This is a genomic window from uncultured Salegentibacter sp. (assembly GCF_963972535.1).
Lineage (GTDB): Bacteria > Bacteroidota > Bacteroidia > Flavobacteriales > Flavobacteriaceae > Salegentibacter.
In genome coordinates, this window is sequence record NZ_CAXAVR010000024.1 from 1 (window position 1) to 19,167 (window position 19,167).

The 19,167-nt window shown below is 36.1% G+C and carries 18 protein-coding genes and 1 tRNA gene; 17 read left to right on the plus strand and 2 right to left on the minus strand.

Annotation, left to right across the window (positions count from 1 at the left end; all coding sequences use genetic code 11):
- Nucleotides 1-237 precede the first annotated feature (237 nt).
- Together AACZ30_RS05060 and AACZ30_RS05065 are read right to left on the minus strand one after the other, a co-directional pair.
- Nucleotides 238-319 (minus strand) — tRNA-Ser (locus AACZ30_RS05060).
- 146 nt (nt 320-465) lie between these two features.
- The gene (locus AACZ30_RS05065) at nt 466-1,704 is read right to left on the minus strand and encodes an NAD(P)/FAD-dependent oxidoreductase (protein WP_339648083.1); all 1,239 of its coding nucleotides are present in this window, start codon (nt 1,702-1,704) and stop codon (nt 466-468) included.
- A 119-nt stretch (nt 1,705-1,823) separates the two neighbouring features.
- On the opposite strand from AACZ30_RS05065, the gene AACZ30_RS05070 reads away from it, so the two are divergent.
- The 17 genes from AACZ30_RS05070 to AACZ30_RS05150 all read left to right on the plus strand — a co-directional run bounded on the left by AACZ30_RS05070 (nt 1,824) and on the right by AACZ30_RS05150 (nt 19,114).
- A complete protein-coding gene (locus AACZ30_RS05070) occupies nt 1,824-3,356 on the plus strand; it encodes an aromatic amino acid ammonia-lyase (RefSeq protein WP_339648084.1) in 1,533 nt (510 codons plus the stop codon).
- 48 nt (nt 3,357-3,404) lie between these two features.
- A complete protein-coding gene (gene fabG, locus AACZ30_RS05075) occupies nt 3,405-4,136 on the plus strand; it encodes a 3-oxoacyl-ACP reductase FabG (RefSeq protein WP_339648085.1) in 732 nt (243 codons plus the stop codon).
- Nucleotides 4,137-4,139: 3 nt separating this feature from the next.
- Nucleotides 4,140-5,018 carry a lipid A biosynthesis acyltransferase gene (locus tag AACZ30_RS05080; RefSeq protein WP_339648086.1) on the plus strand — a complete coding sequence of 293 codons (879 nt, stop codon included), beginning with the start codon at nt 4,140-4,142 and terminating at the stop codon, nt 5,016-5,018.
- Nucleotides 5,019-5,027: 9 nt separating this feature from the next.
- Nucleotides 5,028-5,477 (plus strand): hypothetical protein, encoded by a 450-nt coding sequence (locus tag AACZ30_RS05085; RefSeq protein WP_339648087.1) that lies wholly within the window; start codon nt 5,028-5,030, stop codon nt 5,475-5,477.
- Between the two features lies 1 nt (nt 5,478).
- Nucleotides 5,479-5,898, plus strand: coding sequence for a thioesterase family protein (locus tag AACZ30_RS05090; RefSeq protein ID WP_339648088.1), 420 nt, complete (start codon nt 5,479-5,481; stop codon nt 5,896-5,898).
- Nucleotides 5,898-7,040 (plus strand): beta-ketoacyl synthase N-terminal-like domain-containing protein, encoded by a 1,143-nt coding sequence (locus AACZ30_RS05095; protein WP_339648089.1) that lies wholly within the window; start codon nt 5,898-5,900, stop codon nt 7,038-7,040. Before AACZ30_RS05090 ends, AACZ30_RS05095 begins: the two co-directional genes overlap by 1 nt.
- Nucleotide 7,041: 1 nt before the next feature.
- Nucleotides 7,042-7,662, plus strand: a complete 621-nt coding sequence (locus tag AACZ30_RS05100) for a hypothetical protein (protein WP_339648090.1) — start codon at nt 7,042-7,044, stop codon at nt 7,660-7,662.
- Nucleotides 7,637-7,894 (plus strand): phosphopantetheine-binding protein, encoded by a 258-nt coding sequence (locus tag AACZ30_RS05105; RefSeq protein ID WP_075326912.1) that lies wholly within the window; start codon nt 7,637-7,639, stop codon nt 7,892-7,894. Before AACZ30_RS05100 ends, AACZ30_RS05105 begins: the two co-directional genes overlap by 26 nt.
- Before the next feature lie 3 nt (nt 7,895-7,897).
- Nucleotides 7,898-9,088: a beta-ketoacyl-[acyl-carrier-protein] synthase family protein gene (locus AACZ30_RS05110; protein WP_339648093.1), complete on the plus strand. Its 1,191-nt coding sequence runs from the start codon at nt 7,898-7,900 to the stop codon at nt 9,086-9,088.
- Complete coding sequence (locus tag AACZ30_RS05115) at nt 9,078-10,142, plus strand: beta-ketoacyl synthase chain length factor (RefSeq protein ID WP_339648094.1); 1,065 nt, start codon at nt 9,078-9,080, stop codon at nt 10,140-10,142. The genes AACZ30_RS05110 and AACZ30_RS05115 overlap by 11 nt, the downstream gene beginning before the upstream one ends.
- Nucleotides 10,132-10,902 carry a polysaccharide deacetylase family protein gene (locus tag AACZ30_RS05120; RefSeq protein WP_339648095.1) on the plus strand — a complete coding sequence of 257 codons (771 nt, stop codon included), beginning with the start codon at nt 10,132-10,134 and terminating at the stop codon, nt 10,900-10,902. The genes AACZ30_RS05115 and AACZ30_RS05120 overlap by 11 nt, the downstream gene beginning before the upstream one ends.
- A complete protein-coding gene (locus tag AACZ30_RS05125; protein WP_339648097.1) occupies nt 10,889-11,509 on the plus strand; it encodes an outer membrane lipoprotein carrier protein LolA in 621 nt (206 codons plus the stop codon). Before AACZ30_RS05120 ends, AACZ30_RS05125 begins: the two co-directional genes overlap by 14 nt.
- A gap of 70 nt (nt 11,510-11,579) precedes the next feature.
- Nucleotides 11,580-11,951 carry a hydroxymyristoyl-ACP dehydratase gene (locus AACZ30_RS05130; RefSeq protein WP_339648099.1) on the plus strand — a complete coding sequence of 124 codons (372 nt, stop codon included), beginning with the start codon at nt 11,580-11,582 and terminating at the stop codon, nt 11,949-11,951.
- Between the two features lie 59 nt (nt 11,952-12,010).
- Nucleotides 12,011-13,210: a DUF2062 domain-containing protein gene (locus tag AACZ30_RS05135; protein WP_339648100.1), complete on the plus strand. Its 1,200-nt coding sequence runs from the start codon at nt 12,011-12,013 to the stop codon at nt 13,208-13,210.
- A complete protein-coding gene (locus AACZ30_RS05140; RefSeq protein WP_339648102.1) occupies nt 13,211-16,186 on the plus strand; it encodes an MMPL family transporter in 2,976 nt (991 codons plus the stop codon).
- Nucleotides 16,187-17,857: a C45 family peptidase gene (locus AACZ30_RS05145; protein ID WP_339648103.1), complete on the plus strand. Its 1,671-nt coding sequence runs from the start codon at nt 16,187-16,189 to the stop codon at nt 17,855-17,857.
- The gene (locus AACZ30_RS05150; protein ID WP_339648105.1) at nt 17,858-19,114 is read left to right on the plus strand and encodes an AMP-binding protein; all 1,257 of its coding nucleotides are present in this window, start codon (nt 17,858-17,860) and stop codon (nt 19,112-19,114) included. It begins immediately after the preceding gene.
- Nucleotides 19,115-19,167: the final 53 nt, after the last annotated feature.

The window sequence follows — 19,167 nt, forward strand, 5'->3', positions numbered from 1 at the left end:
AACCGGGCTACGCTACACCCCGAGTAATTTTTTAATCGCGCTCGGCGCGATAACTGGCCAGAGAATATCCCAACAATGTTAAGACTCTACCCGTGGCTTAAGCTGACTAGCTTAAAAATTTTAGCCTTTCCGATCCAAAATACTCTTTCAAAAAGCAGTCCGGGAGACGGAGGAAGTTTATCCCTATCTTTTCCAGAAGAAAAAGGAGAATAAAAATCCGCAGACTAAAAAATCTTGCGGAGAGACCGGGATTCGAACCCGGGCATCCCGAAGGATGACAGCTTAGCAGGCTGCTGCATTACCACTCTGCCACCTCTCCAATATTTAAGAACGTGCAAACATTTTTGCGGTTGCAAATGTAACTTTTACTTACTTACCTTCCAAACTTTTTTGGGCTAAAGAATGCAATAAAATAAGTACTAATTTTTAAACGCTTTGACATCAGAATTTTAAGTTTAAAAGTTTTTATACATTTATTTCTTCTTGGTCAATTAAGCGCGCTACATTTTTAATAATTCGTTGGTGGTTTTTTACAAACGGATTGCTTTTATCCCAAACATAACCTGCGAGAACTGCACAAATTTGTTCTTTTATTTCAGTTTTTGGCATTTCATGAAAAAACAATTTTTGCAAATTCCCCGTATACCATTCTTTTACATAACTGCTAAATACCGAAATTCCTTTTTGCATATATTCAGCATAATCTTTTTCCCAATTTACAGCCTTACCTTCAAGTTCAAGTTTAGCAAGCTTGGCAGCCTGCAAACCAGATTCGGTGGCAAAGGCAACTCCCGATGAGAAAATGGGGTCAAGAAACTCAGCGCTGTTTCCGCATAAAGAGAATCCGTGGCCATACATTTTCTTTACATTTCTTGAAATATTTGGAATTTTTATCGGGTTAAAAAGAAATAATTCCTCGTCAAATCTGCCCCGGTAATATTTCAGTTCTTTGAGCATTTCCCTAAAGGCTACTGAATTATCACTACTAAAACCTTTAAACCACTCATCCTCGCTAACGAAACCGAGACTGGAATTTCCATTTGAAAAAGGAAAATACCAAAACCAGGTTTTTGTATCCAAAACTTCAAAGGTTATCAATTCACCTTCTTTTCCTTTTGGTCTATTTGTTTCTTTAATATGAGTAAAGATTGAAGAATTACCCGTAATTTTCGGAGAAGTATTCAAGTCTAATTGCTTAGCTAAAACCCGACCGTTACCGCTGGCATCAATTATAAAATCAGCGTTTATCTCGATATTTTCCTCAGAGTTGATAAGAATTTCAGTAGTCGATTTTTTCCCGTAGAAATTCACATTAAAAACTTCGGCACCAAAGAATATTTCTACGCCCTGTCGCTGAATTTCATTTGCCAAAACCAGGTCAAAATCGGCTCGTGGTACCTGCCAGGTCCAATCCCAACCATTGCCATATTTTTCACTAAAATCAAATTCACCAACTTTTCCGTTTTTTATAAACCTAGCGCCATATTTTTTCTGAAATCCGGCTGTCATAATAGCGTCCAGTAATCCAGCTTCCTCAAAATTTTCCATACTCTTAGGAAGTAAACTCTCACCTATACTAAAACGCGGAAAATTACTTTTTTCTACCACCAAACAATTAACCCCGTGCTTTTTTAAGTAACCGGCAACGACCATTCCAGATGGTCCCGCACCAATAATTAAGATTTGGGTTTCAAGTTTTTTCATTTTAAAGGTTTCAGCTATTTGGATCTCCAATAAATATTCATTCTAAATCGAAAAACGGCAATTTTAAATACGGTCTAAATATAGTACATTTGTTAAGATTTTTAACAATAATGCGGCCTATGCTCCAAATTAATGATGCCCTTAACCTGGAAGATTTTTACAAGGTTTTGTTTGAAAATACTGAAATTCAGTCTTCTTCACAAAATCTTTCCAAAATTGAATCCAGTTTTGAGTTTCTAAAAGATTTTTCTCAAAACAAGGTGATTTATGGCGTAAATACGGGTTTTGGCCCAATGGCCCAGTATAAGATAAAAGATAAGGACCGTATACAACTTCAGTATAACTTAATTAGAAGTCACGCTTCAGGTGCCGGAAAACCTATGAAACCGTTGTATGTAAAAGCGCTGATGCTTGCGCGTTTAAATACGCTTTCCCTGGGGAAATCTGGCGTACATAAATCTGTGGCTGAAGTTATGCAGCAGCTTATCAATAAAAATATCACCCCATTAATTTTTGAACATGGTGGAGTAGGAGCTTCGGGAGATTTGGTGCAATTAGCGCATTTAGCGCTGGTTTTAATTGGAGAAGGAGAAGTTTTTTATAAATATGAACGTCGTGAAACTAAAGAGGTTTTTGCTGAAGAAAATATTCAACCTATAAAAATTGAAATCAGGGAAGGCCTGGCTTTAATGAACGGTACTTCGGCAATGACCGGCATTGGGATTGTAAATATAATTTACGCCAAACGCCTGCTCAACTGGTCGGTTTTTTGTTCTTCGGCTATTAATGAGATCGTTCAGGCTTACGACGATCATTTATCTGAAGAGTTAAACACCGCTAAAAAACATATAGGCCAGCAAAAGATCGCTGAAAAGATGCGAAATCATTTAAAAGACAGCAAACTTACGCGAGACCGTAATGAGCATTTATATAATGATACGGCCGATAAAAACATTTATTTTAAAGAAAAAATACAGGAATATTATAGTTTGCGCTGTGTGCCGCAAATTTTAGGTCCGGTTTACGACACGATAGAACAAAGCGCCAAAATCCTTATCGAAGAAGTAAATTCTGCCAACGATAATCCTATTATAGATGTGGAAAATGAGCACGTGTATCACGGCGGAAATTTCCATGGAGATTATGTGGCCCTGGAAATGGATAAATTAAAATTGGTGGTAACAAAACTATCAATGCTGGCCGAGCGTCAACTCAATTATTTACTGAATAATAAACTCAACGATATTTTACCACCATTTGTAAATCTTGGAAAACTGGGATTAAATTTTGGATTGCAGGGCGCGCAATTTACAGCGGTTTCTACAACTGCCGAAAATCAAACTTTGGCTAACCCAATGTATATTCACAGTATTCCAAACAATAACGATAATCAGGATATTGTGAGTATGGGCACCAATGCAGCGAATATTACAAAAACGGTTATAGATAATGCTTTTGAAGTACTTTCGGTAGAAATTATTACTATTGTGCAGGCTTTGCGGTACCTGGATTTTGATGAAAAACTATCAAAAAAAACCCGGAAGATTTTTAAGGAAATGAATAAAATTATCCCTGAAATAAAAGAGGATTTTCCGTTGTATAAAACCAACGCCGAAGTAAAAGTTTATCTAAAAAATAACGAAGTTTATTAAGAATGTGAGGTCTAGCGCAGTTGAGACCTACCTGAACCCTAAGATTAAATGAAATACGCCCTCATCACCGGTGCTTCTCGCGGAATTGGAAAAGCTATTGCTTTAAAAATAGCTCAGGAATTGCAGTATAATATTTTACTGAATTATCACTCCAATGCTGAAGCTGCTAACACTACTAAAAAGCTTATAGAAGCTGAAGGCGTAAAATGTAGTTTGCTGCAGTTTGATGTGGCTGATGCTGAAAAAACTTCTAAAGCGCTTGAAGATTTCACTAAAAATAATCCTGAAGCAGAAATTGAAATCATTGTAAATAATGCCGGGATAAACCGCGACGGACTTTTTATGTGGATGAAACCTGAAGATTGGCATTCGGTAATCAACACTAGCCTAAACGGTTTTTACAATGTTACCCAGCCTCTATTAAAAGATATGCTGAAAAGGCGTTGTGGTAGAATTATCAATATTGTTTCACTTTCAGGATTAAAAGGCAATGCCGGTCAGGTAAATTATTCCGCGGCAAAAGGAGCGGTGGTCGCTGCCACGAAAGCCCTGGCACAGGAAATAGGGAAGAGAAAAGTTACCGTTAATGCTGTAGCGCCCGGTTTTATCACTTCAGACATGACTACCGATTTTGATGAAAATGAACTTAAAAAATTGATTCCCTTAAATCGTTTTGGCGAGGCCGAGGAAGTAGCCGATTTGGTGAGTTTTCTCGCTTCAAAAAAGGCTTCCTACATTACCGGTGAAGTCATCAATATTAACGGCGGACTCTACTCTTAAATTATGTCTAATTGGAAAGGACAATCGCGTGGTACCGTTCTGGGGTTGAGAATTTACGTTTTCATCATTAAAACTTTTGGGCTTTATGCTTCTTATTTTGTCCTTCTTTTTGTAGCTCTTTACTTTATTTTCTTCGCTTTTAATTCTACTAAAAGTGTTTATTATTTATTTCGAAAAAGATTGGGTTTTTCAAAAATTAAAGCGGCTTTAAATGTTTATAAAAGCTATTTTACCTTCGGAAGAATTCAATTAGATCGCGTGGCTATAGCTTCTGGATTAAAACATAAATATAGCTTTGAATTTGATGGGATTCAGAATATCCAAAACTTACTTCAACAGAAAAAAGGAGGAATTTTACTTACCGCTCACATTGGAAATTTCAATCTTGCTAAACATTTTTTTGATGAAACAAACAATCATCATATTGTAAACCTGGTGGTAACCGATTTAGAGCACGAAGAAATTAAAGATTATCTGGATTCGGTTACAGGGAAATCGGCAATAAAACTCATTGTTTTAAAAGAAAATCTTTCCCATATTTTTGAAATGAACCGTGCACTTCAAAACAACGAGCTCCTGGTTTTTGCCGCAGATCGGTATACCGAAAATGCTAAGACTTTTACTCAAGATTTTATGGGGAAACCAGTCAAATTTCCGCAGGGACCTTTTAAATTAGTGGCCCGCAATGAAATTCCCGTACTTTTTGTGCATATTATGCGAGAGAAGAATTTTCATTATCATTTTTATGCCAGGCCTTATAATCCTGAGAAAAATGATGCAAAAAATTTATTAAAAGCTTATCTTGAAAACCTTGAAATTATGCTAAAAAAGTATCCGCATCAATGGTATAATTATTACGATTACTGGAACGATTTCAGTTAAAAACAGCTTATGGCCGAAAATTTACTCAAAGAACCCATTATAGAATTAGACCGAATTCTGCAGTTAATTCCGCAAAAACCTCCGTTTGTAATGGTAGATAGTTTGCTGGAATACACCGATAAAACCGGAACTACAGGGTTTACAATTCCTGTAGATAATATTCTGGTAGAAGACAGCATTTTTTCGGAACCCGGTCTTATTGAACATATGGCGCAGAGTATGTCCCTATGGCGTGGTTACGAAGGATTTTTAAGCGGACTGGATAAACCAAAAACCGGTTTTATTGGCGCTATTAAAGCTGTTGAAATCCTTGAACTTCCAAAAGCTGGAACTAAATTAGTCACTTACGTAGAAATCCTGCAGGAGTTTATGAATGTAACTTCTGTTGGCGCACGTACTTTTGATGAAGAAGGAAAGCTTTTAGCCACTTCAGAAATGAAAACTGTTACTGTAGATTAATATGCTGGAGAAATCCTTAACCACCATTACAAAATTAAGAGTGCGTTTTCACGAGTGTGATCCGTTGCAAATCGTATGGCACGGCAACTATCTCAAATATTTCGAAGAAGGTCGTGAAGATTTTGGCCGCGAACACGGTATTTCTTACTTAGATGCTCAGGCAGAAGGTTTTTCCACGCCAATTGTAAAATCTATTTGCGAACATAAATTGCCATTAAAATATAGCGATTCGTTTCAGGTGGAAACCACTTTTATAAATTCTGAAGCCGCAAAAATAAATTTCACCTATAGAATTTTCAAAGGGGAATACCTGATTTGCACTGGGGAAACGCTACAGGTTTTCCTTGACGAAAACGGGGAATTGGTATTAAATAACCCGCCGTTTTTCTTAGATTGGAAAAAGAAAATGAAGCTGCTTTAATGAAGAAACTTTACCTGTTAGAAGATGCGATTATTTCTCCGTTGGGATTTTCTACCAAAGAAAATATCCAGGCCATTCGTGAGGGAAAGTCGGGTTTAAAACTTCAGAAACCAGAATTTACCGAAAGCCAATTTTTTGCCGGAATTATTGATGAAACACTATTAAACCAGGCTTTTTCAGGAATTGGATCTATTGAAAAGTTTACCAAACTGGAAAAAATGATCCTTCTTGCAGTAAAGCAGGTACTGGACAAAAATAAAAATCTGGATTTAACAGAAACTGCGCTAATTCTTGCAACCACCAAAGGAAACATTAACCTTTTAAAAGAACCCGGCGATTTTCCTGAAAGTCGTTTAAAATTAAGTGAACTGGGTAAAGTTGTTAAGAATTTTTTCGGTTTCAATCAAACGCCTATAATTCTTTCCAACGCCTGTATTTCCGGGGGTTTAGGGCTTGCAGTGGCAAGAAGGTTGGGGAATTCTGGAAAATTTACAAATGCCATAGTTGTTGGAGCCGATTTGGTGAGCGATTTTGTGATCTCGGGTTTTAATTCATTCCAGGCTTTAAGCGCTGAAGCCTGCAAACCTTTTTCAAAAGAGCGGGACGGGATTAGCCTGGGAGAAGCCGCAGCCGCTATGTTGGTTAGTTTTAATCAACCGGAAAATTCAGCAAATATCAGTTTAATTGGGGATGCTTCAGCAAATGATGCCAACCATATTTCGGGGCCTTCAAGGACCGGGGAGGGTTTATATAAAAGCATTCAAAAAGCGCTAAAAGAAGCATCAATTTCCAAAGAAAAAGTCGATTTTTTATCTGCACACGGCACGGCTACGGTATACAATGACGAGATGGAAAGTATTGCTTTTCATAGATCAGGTTTGCAGGAAGTGCCAATTCATAGCTTAAAAGGTTTTTATGGGCATACTTTGGGCGCTTCAGCTTTATTAGAAAGTATTATCACCAAACATTCAATGTTGAATAATGAATTAATTGCTTCTAAAAATTTCGGCGAATTGGGAGTTTCGAAGTCTTTAAATATTATTCAAACTAATAAACACAAAGAAATCCATTATGCCCTAAAAACCGCGTCGGGATTTGGCGGATGTAACCTGGCTTTGGTTTTTAAAGCAGAAAATGAATAAAATGTCAAATCAATTTCACATACAGAATTGGGTAAAGATTAAAAACGGTGAAATTTTTAATTCAGGAAAATTGATTTTTGAATCTACAGAAAAGGAACTTAATCTTTTTCTAAAGGAATGCTATGAATTTTTAGAAATAAAGTATCCGAAATTTCATAAAATGGACGGGCTGTCAAAATTGGGAATTTTGGGTTCAGAAATTATTTTCAGAAAAAATAAACCCACAAAAGATACCGCCCTTGTAATCTCAAACAACGCTTCAAGCCTGGAAACCGATAAGCAATTTCAGGAGAGCACAAAAACTTTTGCATCGCCTGCGTTGTTTGTTTATACGCTTCCAAATATAATTTTAGGCGAAATAAGCATTAAACATAAATTGCAAAGTGAAAATGCTTTTTTTATTTCAGAAGATTTTAATGCCGGCCTGCTAAAAGATTATTCAGAATCCCTCTTATCTTCAGAAAAAACTTCCAGTGTGCTTTGTGGTTGGTTAGACTTGCAAAATGGCGAATATGATGTATTTTTGTGCCTGGTTTCAGAGGAAAAAAACATTCCATTTTCTGAAGAAAGCCTCAAAAAATTATATTGCGCTGAAAATGACAAACCTACACACCGAACTTAAAGAAAGCATCATCGAACAACTTAACCTGGAAGATATGGAACCTGCCGATATAAGCAACGACGAACCACTTTTTGGCGATGGCCTTGGCCTGGATTCTATAGATGCACTGGAGCTTATTGTGCTTTTGGAAAAGGATTACGGGATAAAACTCACCGATCCTGCCCAGGGAAAAGAAATTTTTGTTTCCATAAACCAAATGGCTCAATTTATTGAAGAAAACCGAACTAAATAATTTATGATTAAAGGTGTTGCCGTTACCGGAATGGGGATTATCTCTGCGATTGGCAACAACACTGCGGCAAATTATAATTCTTTAATTTCAGGAAAACACGGTATTTCTACTCCTGAAGTTCTAAAAACAATTCATAAGCATTTGCCTGTCGGAGAAATAAAAATTTCTAACCAAAGCCTTGCTCAAAATTTAAACCTTCCTGAAAATCATAGTTATACACGGGCCGCTTTATTGGGAGCGTTGGCCGTGAAAGAAGCCATTTTCCAGGCTAATCTTAAGGTAGATGGAGAGACTGGTTTTATTTCGGGCACCAGCGTTGGGGGAATGGATGCTACCGAAACCTATTTTAAAGATTTTTCAGAAGGGAATATAGAACATAACAGATTTATTCGTGCGCAGCATCCGGGTTTTACTACGGAAAAGATCGCGGAATATTTTGAGGTTAACGGGTTTGTAAGTACGATAAGTACTGCCTGTTCTTCTGGAGCCAATGCGATAATGCTGGGCGCTAGAATGATTAAAACCGGAAAGCTGAAACGGGTAATTGTGGGCGGAACAGACTGCCTCACAAAATTTACACTCAACGGATTTAACTCTTTAATGATTCTATCTAATGAACAATGTAAACCTTTTGATAAAAACCGCAACGGTTTAAATTTAAGCGAAGGCGCTGCCTATTTAGTTTTAGAAGCTGAGGAGGAAATTAATGGCAAACCGGTTTTAGGCCGAATTTCAGGATATGGTAATGCTAACGATGCATTTCACCAAACTGCGTCTTCAGAAAATGGGGAAGGAGCTTTTTTAGCTATGCAAAAAGCCTTAAAAACTGCGGGTATTCCTGCCGAAAAAGTTGATTATATAAATGCCCACGGTACCGCAACCAAAAATAATGATAAGGCTGAAAGTGCAGCTCTGGAGAGAATTTTTAGCAATAAACTTCCAGATTTTGGTTCAACAAAAGCTTTTACCGGGCATACTTTAGCAGCAGCGGGAGCTTTGGAAGCGGTTTATAGCTTGTTAGCAATTCAAAATGAACAGGTATTTCCAAACCTTAATTTTTCTAATCCAATGCTAAATTCTGGGTTTATACCGGTGACTAATTTGAAGGAAAAATCGATAGATTACGTGCTTTCAAATTCCTTTGGATTTGGGGGGAATTGTACTTCTTTAATTTTTAGTAAAAATGGGGAATAAGATCTATATAAACGGGATTGGTAGTATTTCCGCTCAGGAGGAAGATTTATTTTCCAGAGGATCTGCAACTATTTATCGCGAGAACATTTTTCCTGCAATTTCCCCAAATTATAAAGAATTTATAAAACCTATGACTTTAAGGCGATTGTCTAAAGCCATTAAAATGGGAGTTACTTCCGCTAAAATTGCTTTAAAAGAAACCGAAATTGAACTTCCCGATGCAATTATTACCGGAACAGGCGAAGGCTGCAAACAGGATACCGAGAGATTCCTGGAAAATATACTGGATCAAAGAGAGAAATTATTAACGCCAACTTCTTTTATCCAATCTACCCACAACACGATTGGCGGGCAAATTGCTTTAAATTTAGGATGTAAAAATTATAATGTGACTTACACCCAAAATTCGGTTTCCCTGGAAACTGCTTTGCTGGATGCTCAAATGCAGTTCACTGAAAATCCTGAAATTGATTCAATATTAGTTGGAGGAGTAGATGAGATTTCAGAAAAAATCACTTCATTTAAAAAACTCGATGGTCAATTAAAACCGAATCCCATTAAAAATCTTGATCTACTTAGGGAAGATTCTACTGGCACGATTACTTCAGAAGGCGCACATTTTTTTGTCCTTTCCAAAGAAAAGAAGGAAAATACTTATGCTGAATTTCAAAGTGTTTCTATAAAAAATTTGATTAAACCTGAGACTATTAATAATGAAATAGAAAATTTCCTTGTTGAAAACAACTTGAATTGTGCAGCTATAGATGCAGTGATTTTAGGAAATAATGGAGATAATAGGTACGATCATTTTTATAAAAATCTTCAAAGAAAATTATTTAAAAATAAACCTCAGTTAGCTTATAAGCAGCTTGTGGGCGACTTTAATACGGCTTCGGGTTATGCAGTATTTTTGGCTGCTAAAATTCTAAAAACTAGTACGATTCCTGCAATTTTAAAGTTAAACGATATAGATTGTACAACCCCGAAAAATATTCTTATTTACAATCAGTATCTTGGCAGGGATCACAGTTTAATGCTACTTAGTGCGGTTTAAAATTATAAATACGGTTATTATCCTCCTGCTTTGCGTAGCTTTGGTGCTGACTTTCTTTGGTCTCACCTCATTTTGGTATGTCTTAACTTTTATTATTCTCTACCTGCTTTTTTTACTTACCGTCTCAACGAATGTTAGGTTCAATTTCTTTGTAAACTCTATTAGTGAAAATCGAAATATTATAAATAAACAAGTAGCGATAACTTTTGATGATGGCCCGGTAGAAAATACGCTGGAAATTCTAAAGGTTTTAGAGAAATATGATGTAAAAGCCGGGTTTTTCTGTATTGGAAAGCATATAGAAGCACAACCTGAAATTTTTAGAAAAATTATTGAGGAAAATCATTTGGTGGGTAATCATACGTATAGTCATACCCGTAAAATGGGAGCTTTAAGTGTTTCAACCCTGGTTCGCGAAATAGAAGAATGCAATAGAATTGCCGAAGAAACCGCCGGGATAAAAATGAAACTTTTTAGATCGCCTTTCGGAATTGTAAGTCCCAAAACGCAAGAAGCCCTTCAAAAAACCGGGATGCAATCTATAGGCTGGAGCATTAGGTCTTTTGATGCGGTACTTTCTTCAGAAGAAATTATTTTGAATAGAATTAAAAAAAGGCTTAAACCGGGAGCGGTAATTCTTTTGCACGATAATAATGCTAAAACCGTCAATATACTGGAACAGTTGTTGCTATTTTTGAAAAATAATCAATATGAGGTTGTAAGACCTGATAAATTACTGGAAATCAATGCGTATTCTTAATATTCTAATTTTATTTCTAAGTCTGAATTTAGCGGCTCAGGAAGAGCTTTCTAAAGATGAAATATCTCAATTTCAGGAGGAAATGATGACTAAAGCTAACGAGCTTACCACTTTGGAAGCCGATTTTATACAAACCAAAAAAATTGAAATGATCACAGAAGAATCTGTGAGCCGCGGCAAACTTTATTATCAAAACCCTGAAAAATTAAAATGGGAATATGCAGAGCCACAGGATTATGTAATTCTTTTTGTAGAAGGTGAACTTCATATAAATGACGCCGGTGATAAAAGCGTGAGAAACACTAGCTCTAATAAGCTTTTTGATAAAATTGCCAAACTTATTACAGGAAGTGTGAGCGGAAAATTGCTTCAGGATAATGAGAATTTTGATATTTCCTATAGTCGCGAAAACAATTTGATTGCTGCTTTAATAATTCCGAAGGATAAAAACTTAAAAGCAATGTTTGCTGAAATCCACTTATCCTTTAATGAAAAAAATATCGTTGAAAAAGTTGATTTGCGGGAAGAAGCAGGAGATATGACAACTATTGAGTTTAGTAATATTAAAATTAATCACGAAATACCTGCTAGCCTTTTTGAACCATAAAATGTTTATGAAAGGTAAAATACCTGAATTTTTCTGTGTAATTTAGTAAGACAACAATACCAGCCAATACATGTTATTAAAGAATTTTTATTCAGTTTTAAATTCTTCCGAAGAAAACGGGAAGCAAATTACCCAGATAAAAATTAATAAAGATCACGAGATTTACGAGGGCCATTTTCCAGGCAGGCCGGTAACTCCGGGTGTTATTTTAATGAATTTATTCAAAGAAGAAGCCGAGCGAAGATGTGGATGTAAACTTCAGTTTAAAAAAGGTAATAACGTAAAATTTATGGCTGTGGTAGATCCAAATACCGATGCGGTACTAAACCTTGAGACAGAAATTACAGAAGAAAATCAGGAAATAAAACTTAAAGGTATAGCTAAGAATTCTGAAGGTATTTCTTTGAAAATCAACTCTCTTTATAAAAAAGTTGAATCTTAAGCTTTTAGGAGTTTGTGCTTTACTTTTTAATTTTACTTTTGCAATTAAAGCCATTTAATTTGAACCAAGAACCCATACACCAGTCCAGATTTGAAGCTTTAAATTGTTGTATCCTAATTCCTACATACAACAATGAAAAAAGCCTGGCCAGCGTTTTACAGGATCTATTGTTGTATACCTCTAATCTTTTGGTAGTTAATGATGGTTCTACTGATGCTACGGAAGAAATTCTGAAAGAATTTTCTGAAATAAATGTGCATCATTTTGAAGAAAACAGGGGGAAGGGAGAAGCTTTAAAACACGGATTTAAAATTGCGGAAGAATTTGGTTACGAATATGCAATAACCATAGATTCAGACGGGCAGCATTATCCTGACGATCTGGAAGTTTTTTTAAGTCATTTAGAGGAAAAAAGTCCCGATTCGGAAATTTTACTGGTTGGAGATCGCAATATGGGACAGGATGGAATTCCCGGAAAAAGTACTACCGGAAATAAATTTTCTAACTTTTGGTTTTTAGTGGTAACCGGCACCCAATTAACCGACACGCAAAGTGGTTACAGGCTTTATCCTTTAAAGGTAATAAACCAAATTAAGCTGTATACCAGTAAGTTTGAATTGGAGATTGAGATTATAGTAAAAGCCGCCTGGCGGAAAGTGAAGGTAAGAAATGTCCCTATTAAAGTTTTTTATGAAGAAAACCGCGTAACCCACTTCCGGCCTTTTTGGGATATTACCAGGATCACGCTGCTCTACATTTGGTTTGTTTTGGTGAGTTTTTTCTATATCCACCCCCGCGATACTTATCAGGACTTTAGAAAGAAAGGCTTTAAGCGTTTTTGGAAAGAAAATATAATTAAAAGTCAGGAGCCTGCGCATAAAAAAGCTGCAGCGATTGCCCTGGGTGTATTTGTGGGAATTTTACCGTTCTGGGGCTTACATACATTACTTGTTTTTAGTTTAGCTGCAATGTTTAAGCTCAATAAAGTTGTAGCATTTTTATTCAGCAATATTAGTATTCCGCCGCTTATTCCTTTTATAATTTATGCGAGTTACCAGGCAGGATCTTTATTAACCGGCCGCGGATTTGCATGGGAATTAAGACCTGAAGATTTTGATTCTACTGCCGATATTTTCCTTGGATTATGGCAGTATATAATTGGTAGTTTTGCGCTGGCAGGAATTGCCGCTGTACTGCTTTGGATTGTGTTTTATTTCTTATTTTCGGTAAGAAACCAAAAACAGGTGGTAAAACCTTAAATGCACAATTTTTTCCTAAAGCTTTATTATTTTTTTAGAAGACAAAAGGCTGTTGGTTTTTTGTTTCTGCTGCTATTTGTGCTAGCCGGTGGATATTTTTCTTTTAAGATTCAACTGGAAGAAGATATCACCAAACTAATTCCTTCAGGGGAAAAGCAGGATGCTCTGCGCAAAGTTTTGGATAATACCGAGTTTTCAGATAAGCTTATTATCGCGGTTTCTTCAGAAGAAAAAAATCCGGAAGGTCTTACTGCTTATGCCCATAAACTCACTGATTCTTTAGATAAAAAACTCCCGGAATATATTACCAAAATCCAGGGAAAAATTCCGGAAGAAGGGATTTTGGAAGTGTATGACTTTGTTTATCAAAATCTACCATTATTTCTTAATTCACAGGATTATGAAGAAATAAATGCGCGGCTTCAGGAAGACAGTATTCAGGAAAGATTGGAAAGCTCTTATAGAGACTTAATTTCCCCAACCGGTTTTATAACAAAGCAATTTCTCTTTAAAGATCCACTTTCTTTAACCAACCTGGGATTGGAGAAATTACAGGAACTGCAGGTAGACGACAATTTTAAAATTTACAATAATTACCTGGTGACTAAAGATGAAAAGCATTTGTTACTATTTATCACGCCTACATATCCGGCTTCTGAAACTAAAAATAATCAGGTTTTTATTGAGGAATTAGACAAAATTATTTCTGAATTAAATAAAAATTCAGAGGTAAAAGCTGAATATTTTGGAGGAGTTGTATACGCCATTGCCAATGCAAAACAAATAAAAAGCGATATTCAGCTTACGCTTAGTATTGCTTTTTCTATTTTACTAATCCTCCTAATCCTATTTTACAGAAGATTTTACGTACCATTATTGCTTTTTCTTCCCAGTCTATTGGGCGCTTTGTCGGCAATTACTTTGCTATATTTTGTCAAGGGAAGCGTTTCGGCGATTTCTTTAGGAATTGGTGCAATTTTACTGGGAATAAGCCTCGATTATGCATTGCATATACTCACTCATTTTAGAAATAATGCCGATGTAAGAATTCTATATAAAGAAGTGAGAAAACCTATTTTAATGAGCAGCTTTACTACGGCTATCGCATTTTTGTGTTTACTTTTCCTGGAAAGTGAAGCCTTAAACGATTTGGGAATTTTTGCAGCTGTGAGTGTAATCACGGCTTCAGTATTTTCTTTAATTCTTATTCCGCAGTTTTACAAGCCGCCTAAAAACAAGCAAAAAGTTAAAATAAACTGGATAGATAAGCTTGCATCTCAGCGATTTTACAATCGTAAATTTTTAGTAGGAATTGTACTTATTCTATTTCTCTGTGGCTTATTTTTCTTCACCAAAGTCGAATTTAATGAAGATATTTCTCAACTTAATTTTGAGCCGGAAGACATACAGCAAACCGAAGAAAAAATTAAGCAGATTGCAGATGAAGCTGCTAATACCACGTATTTGGTTTCCTACGGGAACGATATAGAGGAGGCTCTTTCCAGAAATAACGAGCTTTACCAGGAACTTAAAAACCTGGAAAAAACGGGTGATATTAAGAGTTTTAGCAGTATTGGTGGGGTAGTGCTTTCTACCGATAAACAAACCGAAAGAATAGCAACCTGGGAAGAGTTTTGGACAGATGCAAAAAAAGAAAACCTGAAAAATACTCTTATAAACGAATCTGCCGAACTTGGCTTTAAAGCAGAAAGTTTTAATCGGTTTTACGAGCAATTGAATAAGGACTTTGACGGTATATTCCTGGACGATTATCGTGATGTTTCCACTCTTTATTTAGACGATTTTATAAATAATAATCCGGGTTTTTCCACGGTGACCAGTACGCTAAGTTTTGAAGAAAATAATCCTGAGATATTACAGGAACTTGAAGAAAAAGAGGGCGTTATTGCTATAGACCGAAAGCAAATGAACGAGGATTTCCTTGGGGATTTAAAGAGCGAATTTAACCAACTTATCTTATTCTCTCTAATTGCTGTTTTTATTGTTTTACTACTTTTTTACCGGAATTTCTTGCTTAGTTTACTCACTTTATTGCCCATTGCCATAACCTGGATCATCGCTTTGGGCATAATGGCCGTTTTAGGCATAGAATTCAATATTCTAAATATTATAATTTCCACCTTTATTTTCGGACTCGGGCTGGATTACAGTATTTTTATCACCAACGCCTGCTTAAAGGAATACGAGACAGGGAAACCTGCTTTAAAAACTTACCAGGCTTCCATTTTGGTTTCGGTAATAACTACTTTACTGGGCATAGGTGCGTTGGTTTTTGCTAAACATCCGGCTCTCCAATCGGTTTCTGTGGTTTCTGTAATTGGAGTTCTAACCGCGGTTTTGGTGGCTTTTGTAATTCAAACAAAATTATTCGATCTTTTATTTTTCCGAAGAATATTGGTGCAGAAAGCTCCTTTTAGCTTCTATGTGCTGTTTAAAAAATCAGGGAGTAAAGAGCAACTTTACTTAAAAAATGCTGTTTTGGGAAATTACAGGTATAAATCTGTGTATCCATTTGCTAAAAAAGAATTTACCCAAAATCGCGAAAGATTTTTAAAAGTTTCCGAATTTATAGATCCGAAGAAGAAAATTTTTATGTTGAATTCCTTTTACGGGATTCTCCCTGTATTTTTAAGTCTGAAAAATCCTGAAAATAAATTCTTGGTTTTAGATATAGATAAAGAAAATAGAAAAATTTCCAAAAACACTGCTCAAAGTAATGCTGAGAATATTACTTTTCGCAAATCCTGGCCAGAAGATTTAAAGGAATATCCGGTTTATATAATTAGTGAAAAACCTTCAGAAGAAATCGCTTCGGTATTAAAAGAAAGTATTTCCCGGAACGCTAATCAAGTGATTATTTTAACTTCAGAATACGAGAACCGGTGGCTTATCGATTTAAATTTTGAGATTATTTATCGACAAAATAATATCCTGGTTTTAAAAAGAATGGATTAAATGAAGTTACTTTTTATTAAAATATCTATTATTTTTGGGATTTTGTTCCTCTTAAATTCCTGCGGAGTAAAACGTTCCATGGAAGCCCGGCCAGATATTACCGGAATAGAAAAAATAGATACTACCAGAACCAAGATAGGCGACAATCATTATCGTTTAGGGAGGAATTCCCTTTATAAAAATAAACACGGAATTTGGGAGCTTTATATTGAAGGCAACGCGCTGGAACGTGGCGTAATTAGTGGAAGCTTAACCCGGGAGTTGATGCACAAGCAGGAAACTGCCTTTATGGACAAAATCTATGAGTTGGTTCCTGAAACCGGTTACCGTAATTTCTTAAAAAAAACAGTAGCCTGGTTTAACCGAAAGATGTATTTACACGTACCCGAAGAGTATAAACAGGAAATTTATGGCACCTCACTTTTTGGTTTGGAAAAGTACAATGATTTTGCACCGGCTTATGTGCGCATGCTCTATTTTCATGGAGCACACGATATAGGCCACGCGTTGCAGGATCTAATGCTGGTAGGTTGTACTTCTTTTGCAGCCTGGGATGATAAAACTGAAGACGGACAATTACTATTGGGGCGGAACTTCGATTTCTATGCGGGAGATGAGTTTGCTGAAGAAAAGATTGCAGCTTTTGTGAATCCAGATAAAGGTCATAAGTTTATGATGTATACCTGGGCCGGGATGATTGGTTCGGTTAGCGGTTTAAATGAAAAAGGCATTAGCGTAACTATAAATGCTGGAAAAAGTAAAATCCCAATGCAGGCCAAAACTCCAATAAGTTTGGTTGCCCGTGAAATTCTTCAATATGCGTCTTCAACTACAGAAGCCATAGAGATCGCTAAAAAGCGAGAAGTTTTTGTCTCAGAATCTATTATGGTGGGCAGTGCTAAAGAGCGAAGGGCGATCTTAATTGAAGTAGCGCCGGGAAATTTTGGAGTTTATGAGGTGGAAAATTCTAATGAATTAGTGTGCAGTAACCATTTTCAAAGTGAAGCTTATTCGGATGATAACCGCAACTTAAAAGCTATTAAGGAAAGTCATACGCAATATAGATTTGATAAAATGCAGGAATTGCTATCTGAAAAAGAGAAATTAAACCCGAAAAAAGCAACTGAAATATTAAGGAACAAAGAGGGATTAAAAGGTGCTAAGCTGGGAATGGGAAATGAAATGGCTATTAATCAATTGCTCGCCCACCACGGCATTATTTTTAAACCTGAAGAAAATAAAGTTTGGATATCGGCTAATCCTTATCAATTGGGTGCTTTTGTAGCCTATGATTTAGATGCAGCTTTTACAAAGTTTGAAGCCGGAAATGTTTCAGGTAGTGTTATGCTTGCTGAAGAAAACATTGCAGAAGATCCTTTTGTAAATACTGAAGCTTATAGAGATTACGAGAAATACCGAAAATTAAATGGGAAAATTATTGAAGCCATTTCTAAAGAACAAGAAGTTTCAGAAGATAAAATTAAGTGTTTAAAGTATTTAAATCCTCATTTATGGGAAGTTTATAAAATTGCCGGAGATTACTACTTTCAGCAAAAAGAATTTAAAAAAGCGGTGATCAATTATAAGCAGGCGAAAAGGAGGGAAGTGACCACTTTACCGGATGAAGAGTACTTAGAAAAAATGATTAAAAAATCTTACCGGAAAATCTAAATGACTAATTTCTACGATATAAATAAGAATGAGGATTTGCTGAAAAAACAGCTAAGATACGTTGTGGCAAATTCTCCATTTTATAAAAAGCGTTTTACAGATTGTAAAATTGATATTGAATCAATTCAGTCTTATGAGGAATTCAGAAAGATCCCAATTACTACCAAAGAGGATTTACAGCATTATAATCAAGAATTTATTGCGGTTAGAAAAGATGAAATTATAGATTATGTAACCACGTCAGGGACGCTGGGGAATCCGGTTAGTTTTGCCTTAAATGACGCCGACTTAGATCGGCTGGCAGAAAATGAACGACTGTCTTTTGAAATGGTAGGAGTCAGGAAGTCTAGCGTGGTGCAACTTACTACGACTTTGGATCGCAGGTTTATGGCCGGGATGGCTTACTTCTTGGGATTACGAAAACTGGGCGCTGGGATTGTAAGAACCGGAAGCGGCTTACCCGGTTTACAGTGGGAATCTATACAGCGATTTCAACCTGATTTTTTGGTTGCAGTTCCTTCATTTCTGCTGAAAATGATCGATTTTGCTATTGAAAACGGAATCGATTATAAAAACTCTTCCATTAAAACTGCTGTTTGTATTGGTGAACCTTTACGAAATCCAGATTTCAGTCTGAATTCTTTAGGACAAAAAATCAAGAATTTATGGGATATAGAATTATTTTCTACCTACGCCAGCACCGAAATGGGAACCGCTTTTACCGAGTGTGAATATCATAAGGGCAATCATAGCTTACCCGATTTGATCTTTTCGGAAGTTTTAGATGAAAATCAAAATCCGGTAGAACCCGGTAAAATTGGTGAGTTGGTAGTAACTCCTCTGCAAACTCGAACAATGCCTTTAGTAAGATTTGCAACCGGGGATATGGTAAAATTTTACGGCCAAAGTTGCGATTGTGATAGAAAGTCAATGAGAATTAGCACACCTGTTGGGCGTAAAAAGCAAATGATAAAATTGAAAGGAACTACCCTTTATCCGCAGCAAATCATCAATTTACTTACGGCTTTTCAATCCCTGAAAATATTTGTTATTGAAGCAAGTTTAAATGAAAATCAAACCGATGAAATCCTGATAAGGATTCCTAATGATTTTGCTGAAACTAGTAAGCTTCAGGAGCATTTACAAGCGGGATTAAAAGTAAAAGTTAGCTTAGAAAAAACTTCCGTAGAAAAACTTGCAATGCTGAAGTTTCCCAGAGAAAGCAGGAAACCAAAGCTTTTTCACGATTTCAGATAGATGTGAAAACTAATTTTTTAAATGAATGACAGAGTATTTTTTGACAATTATTG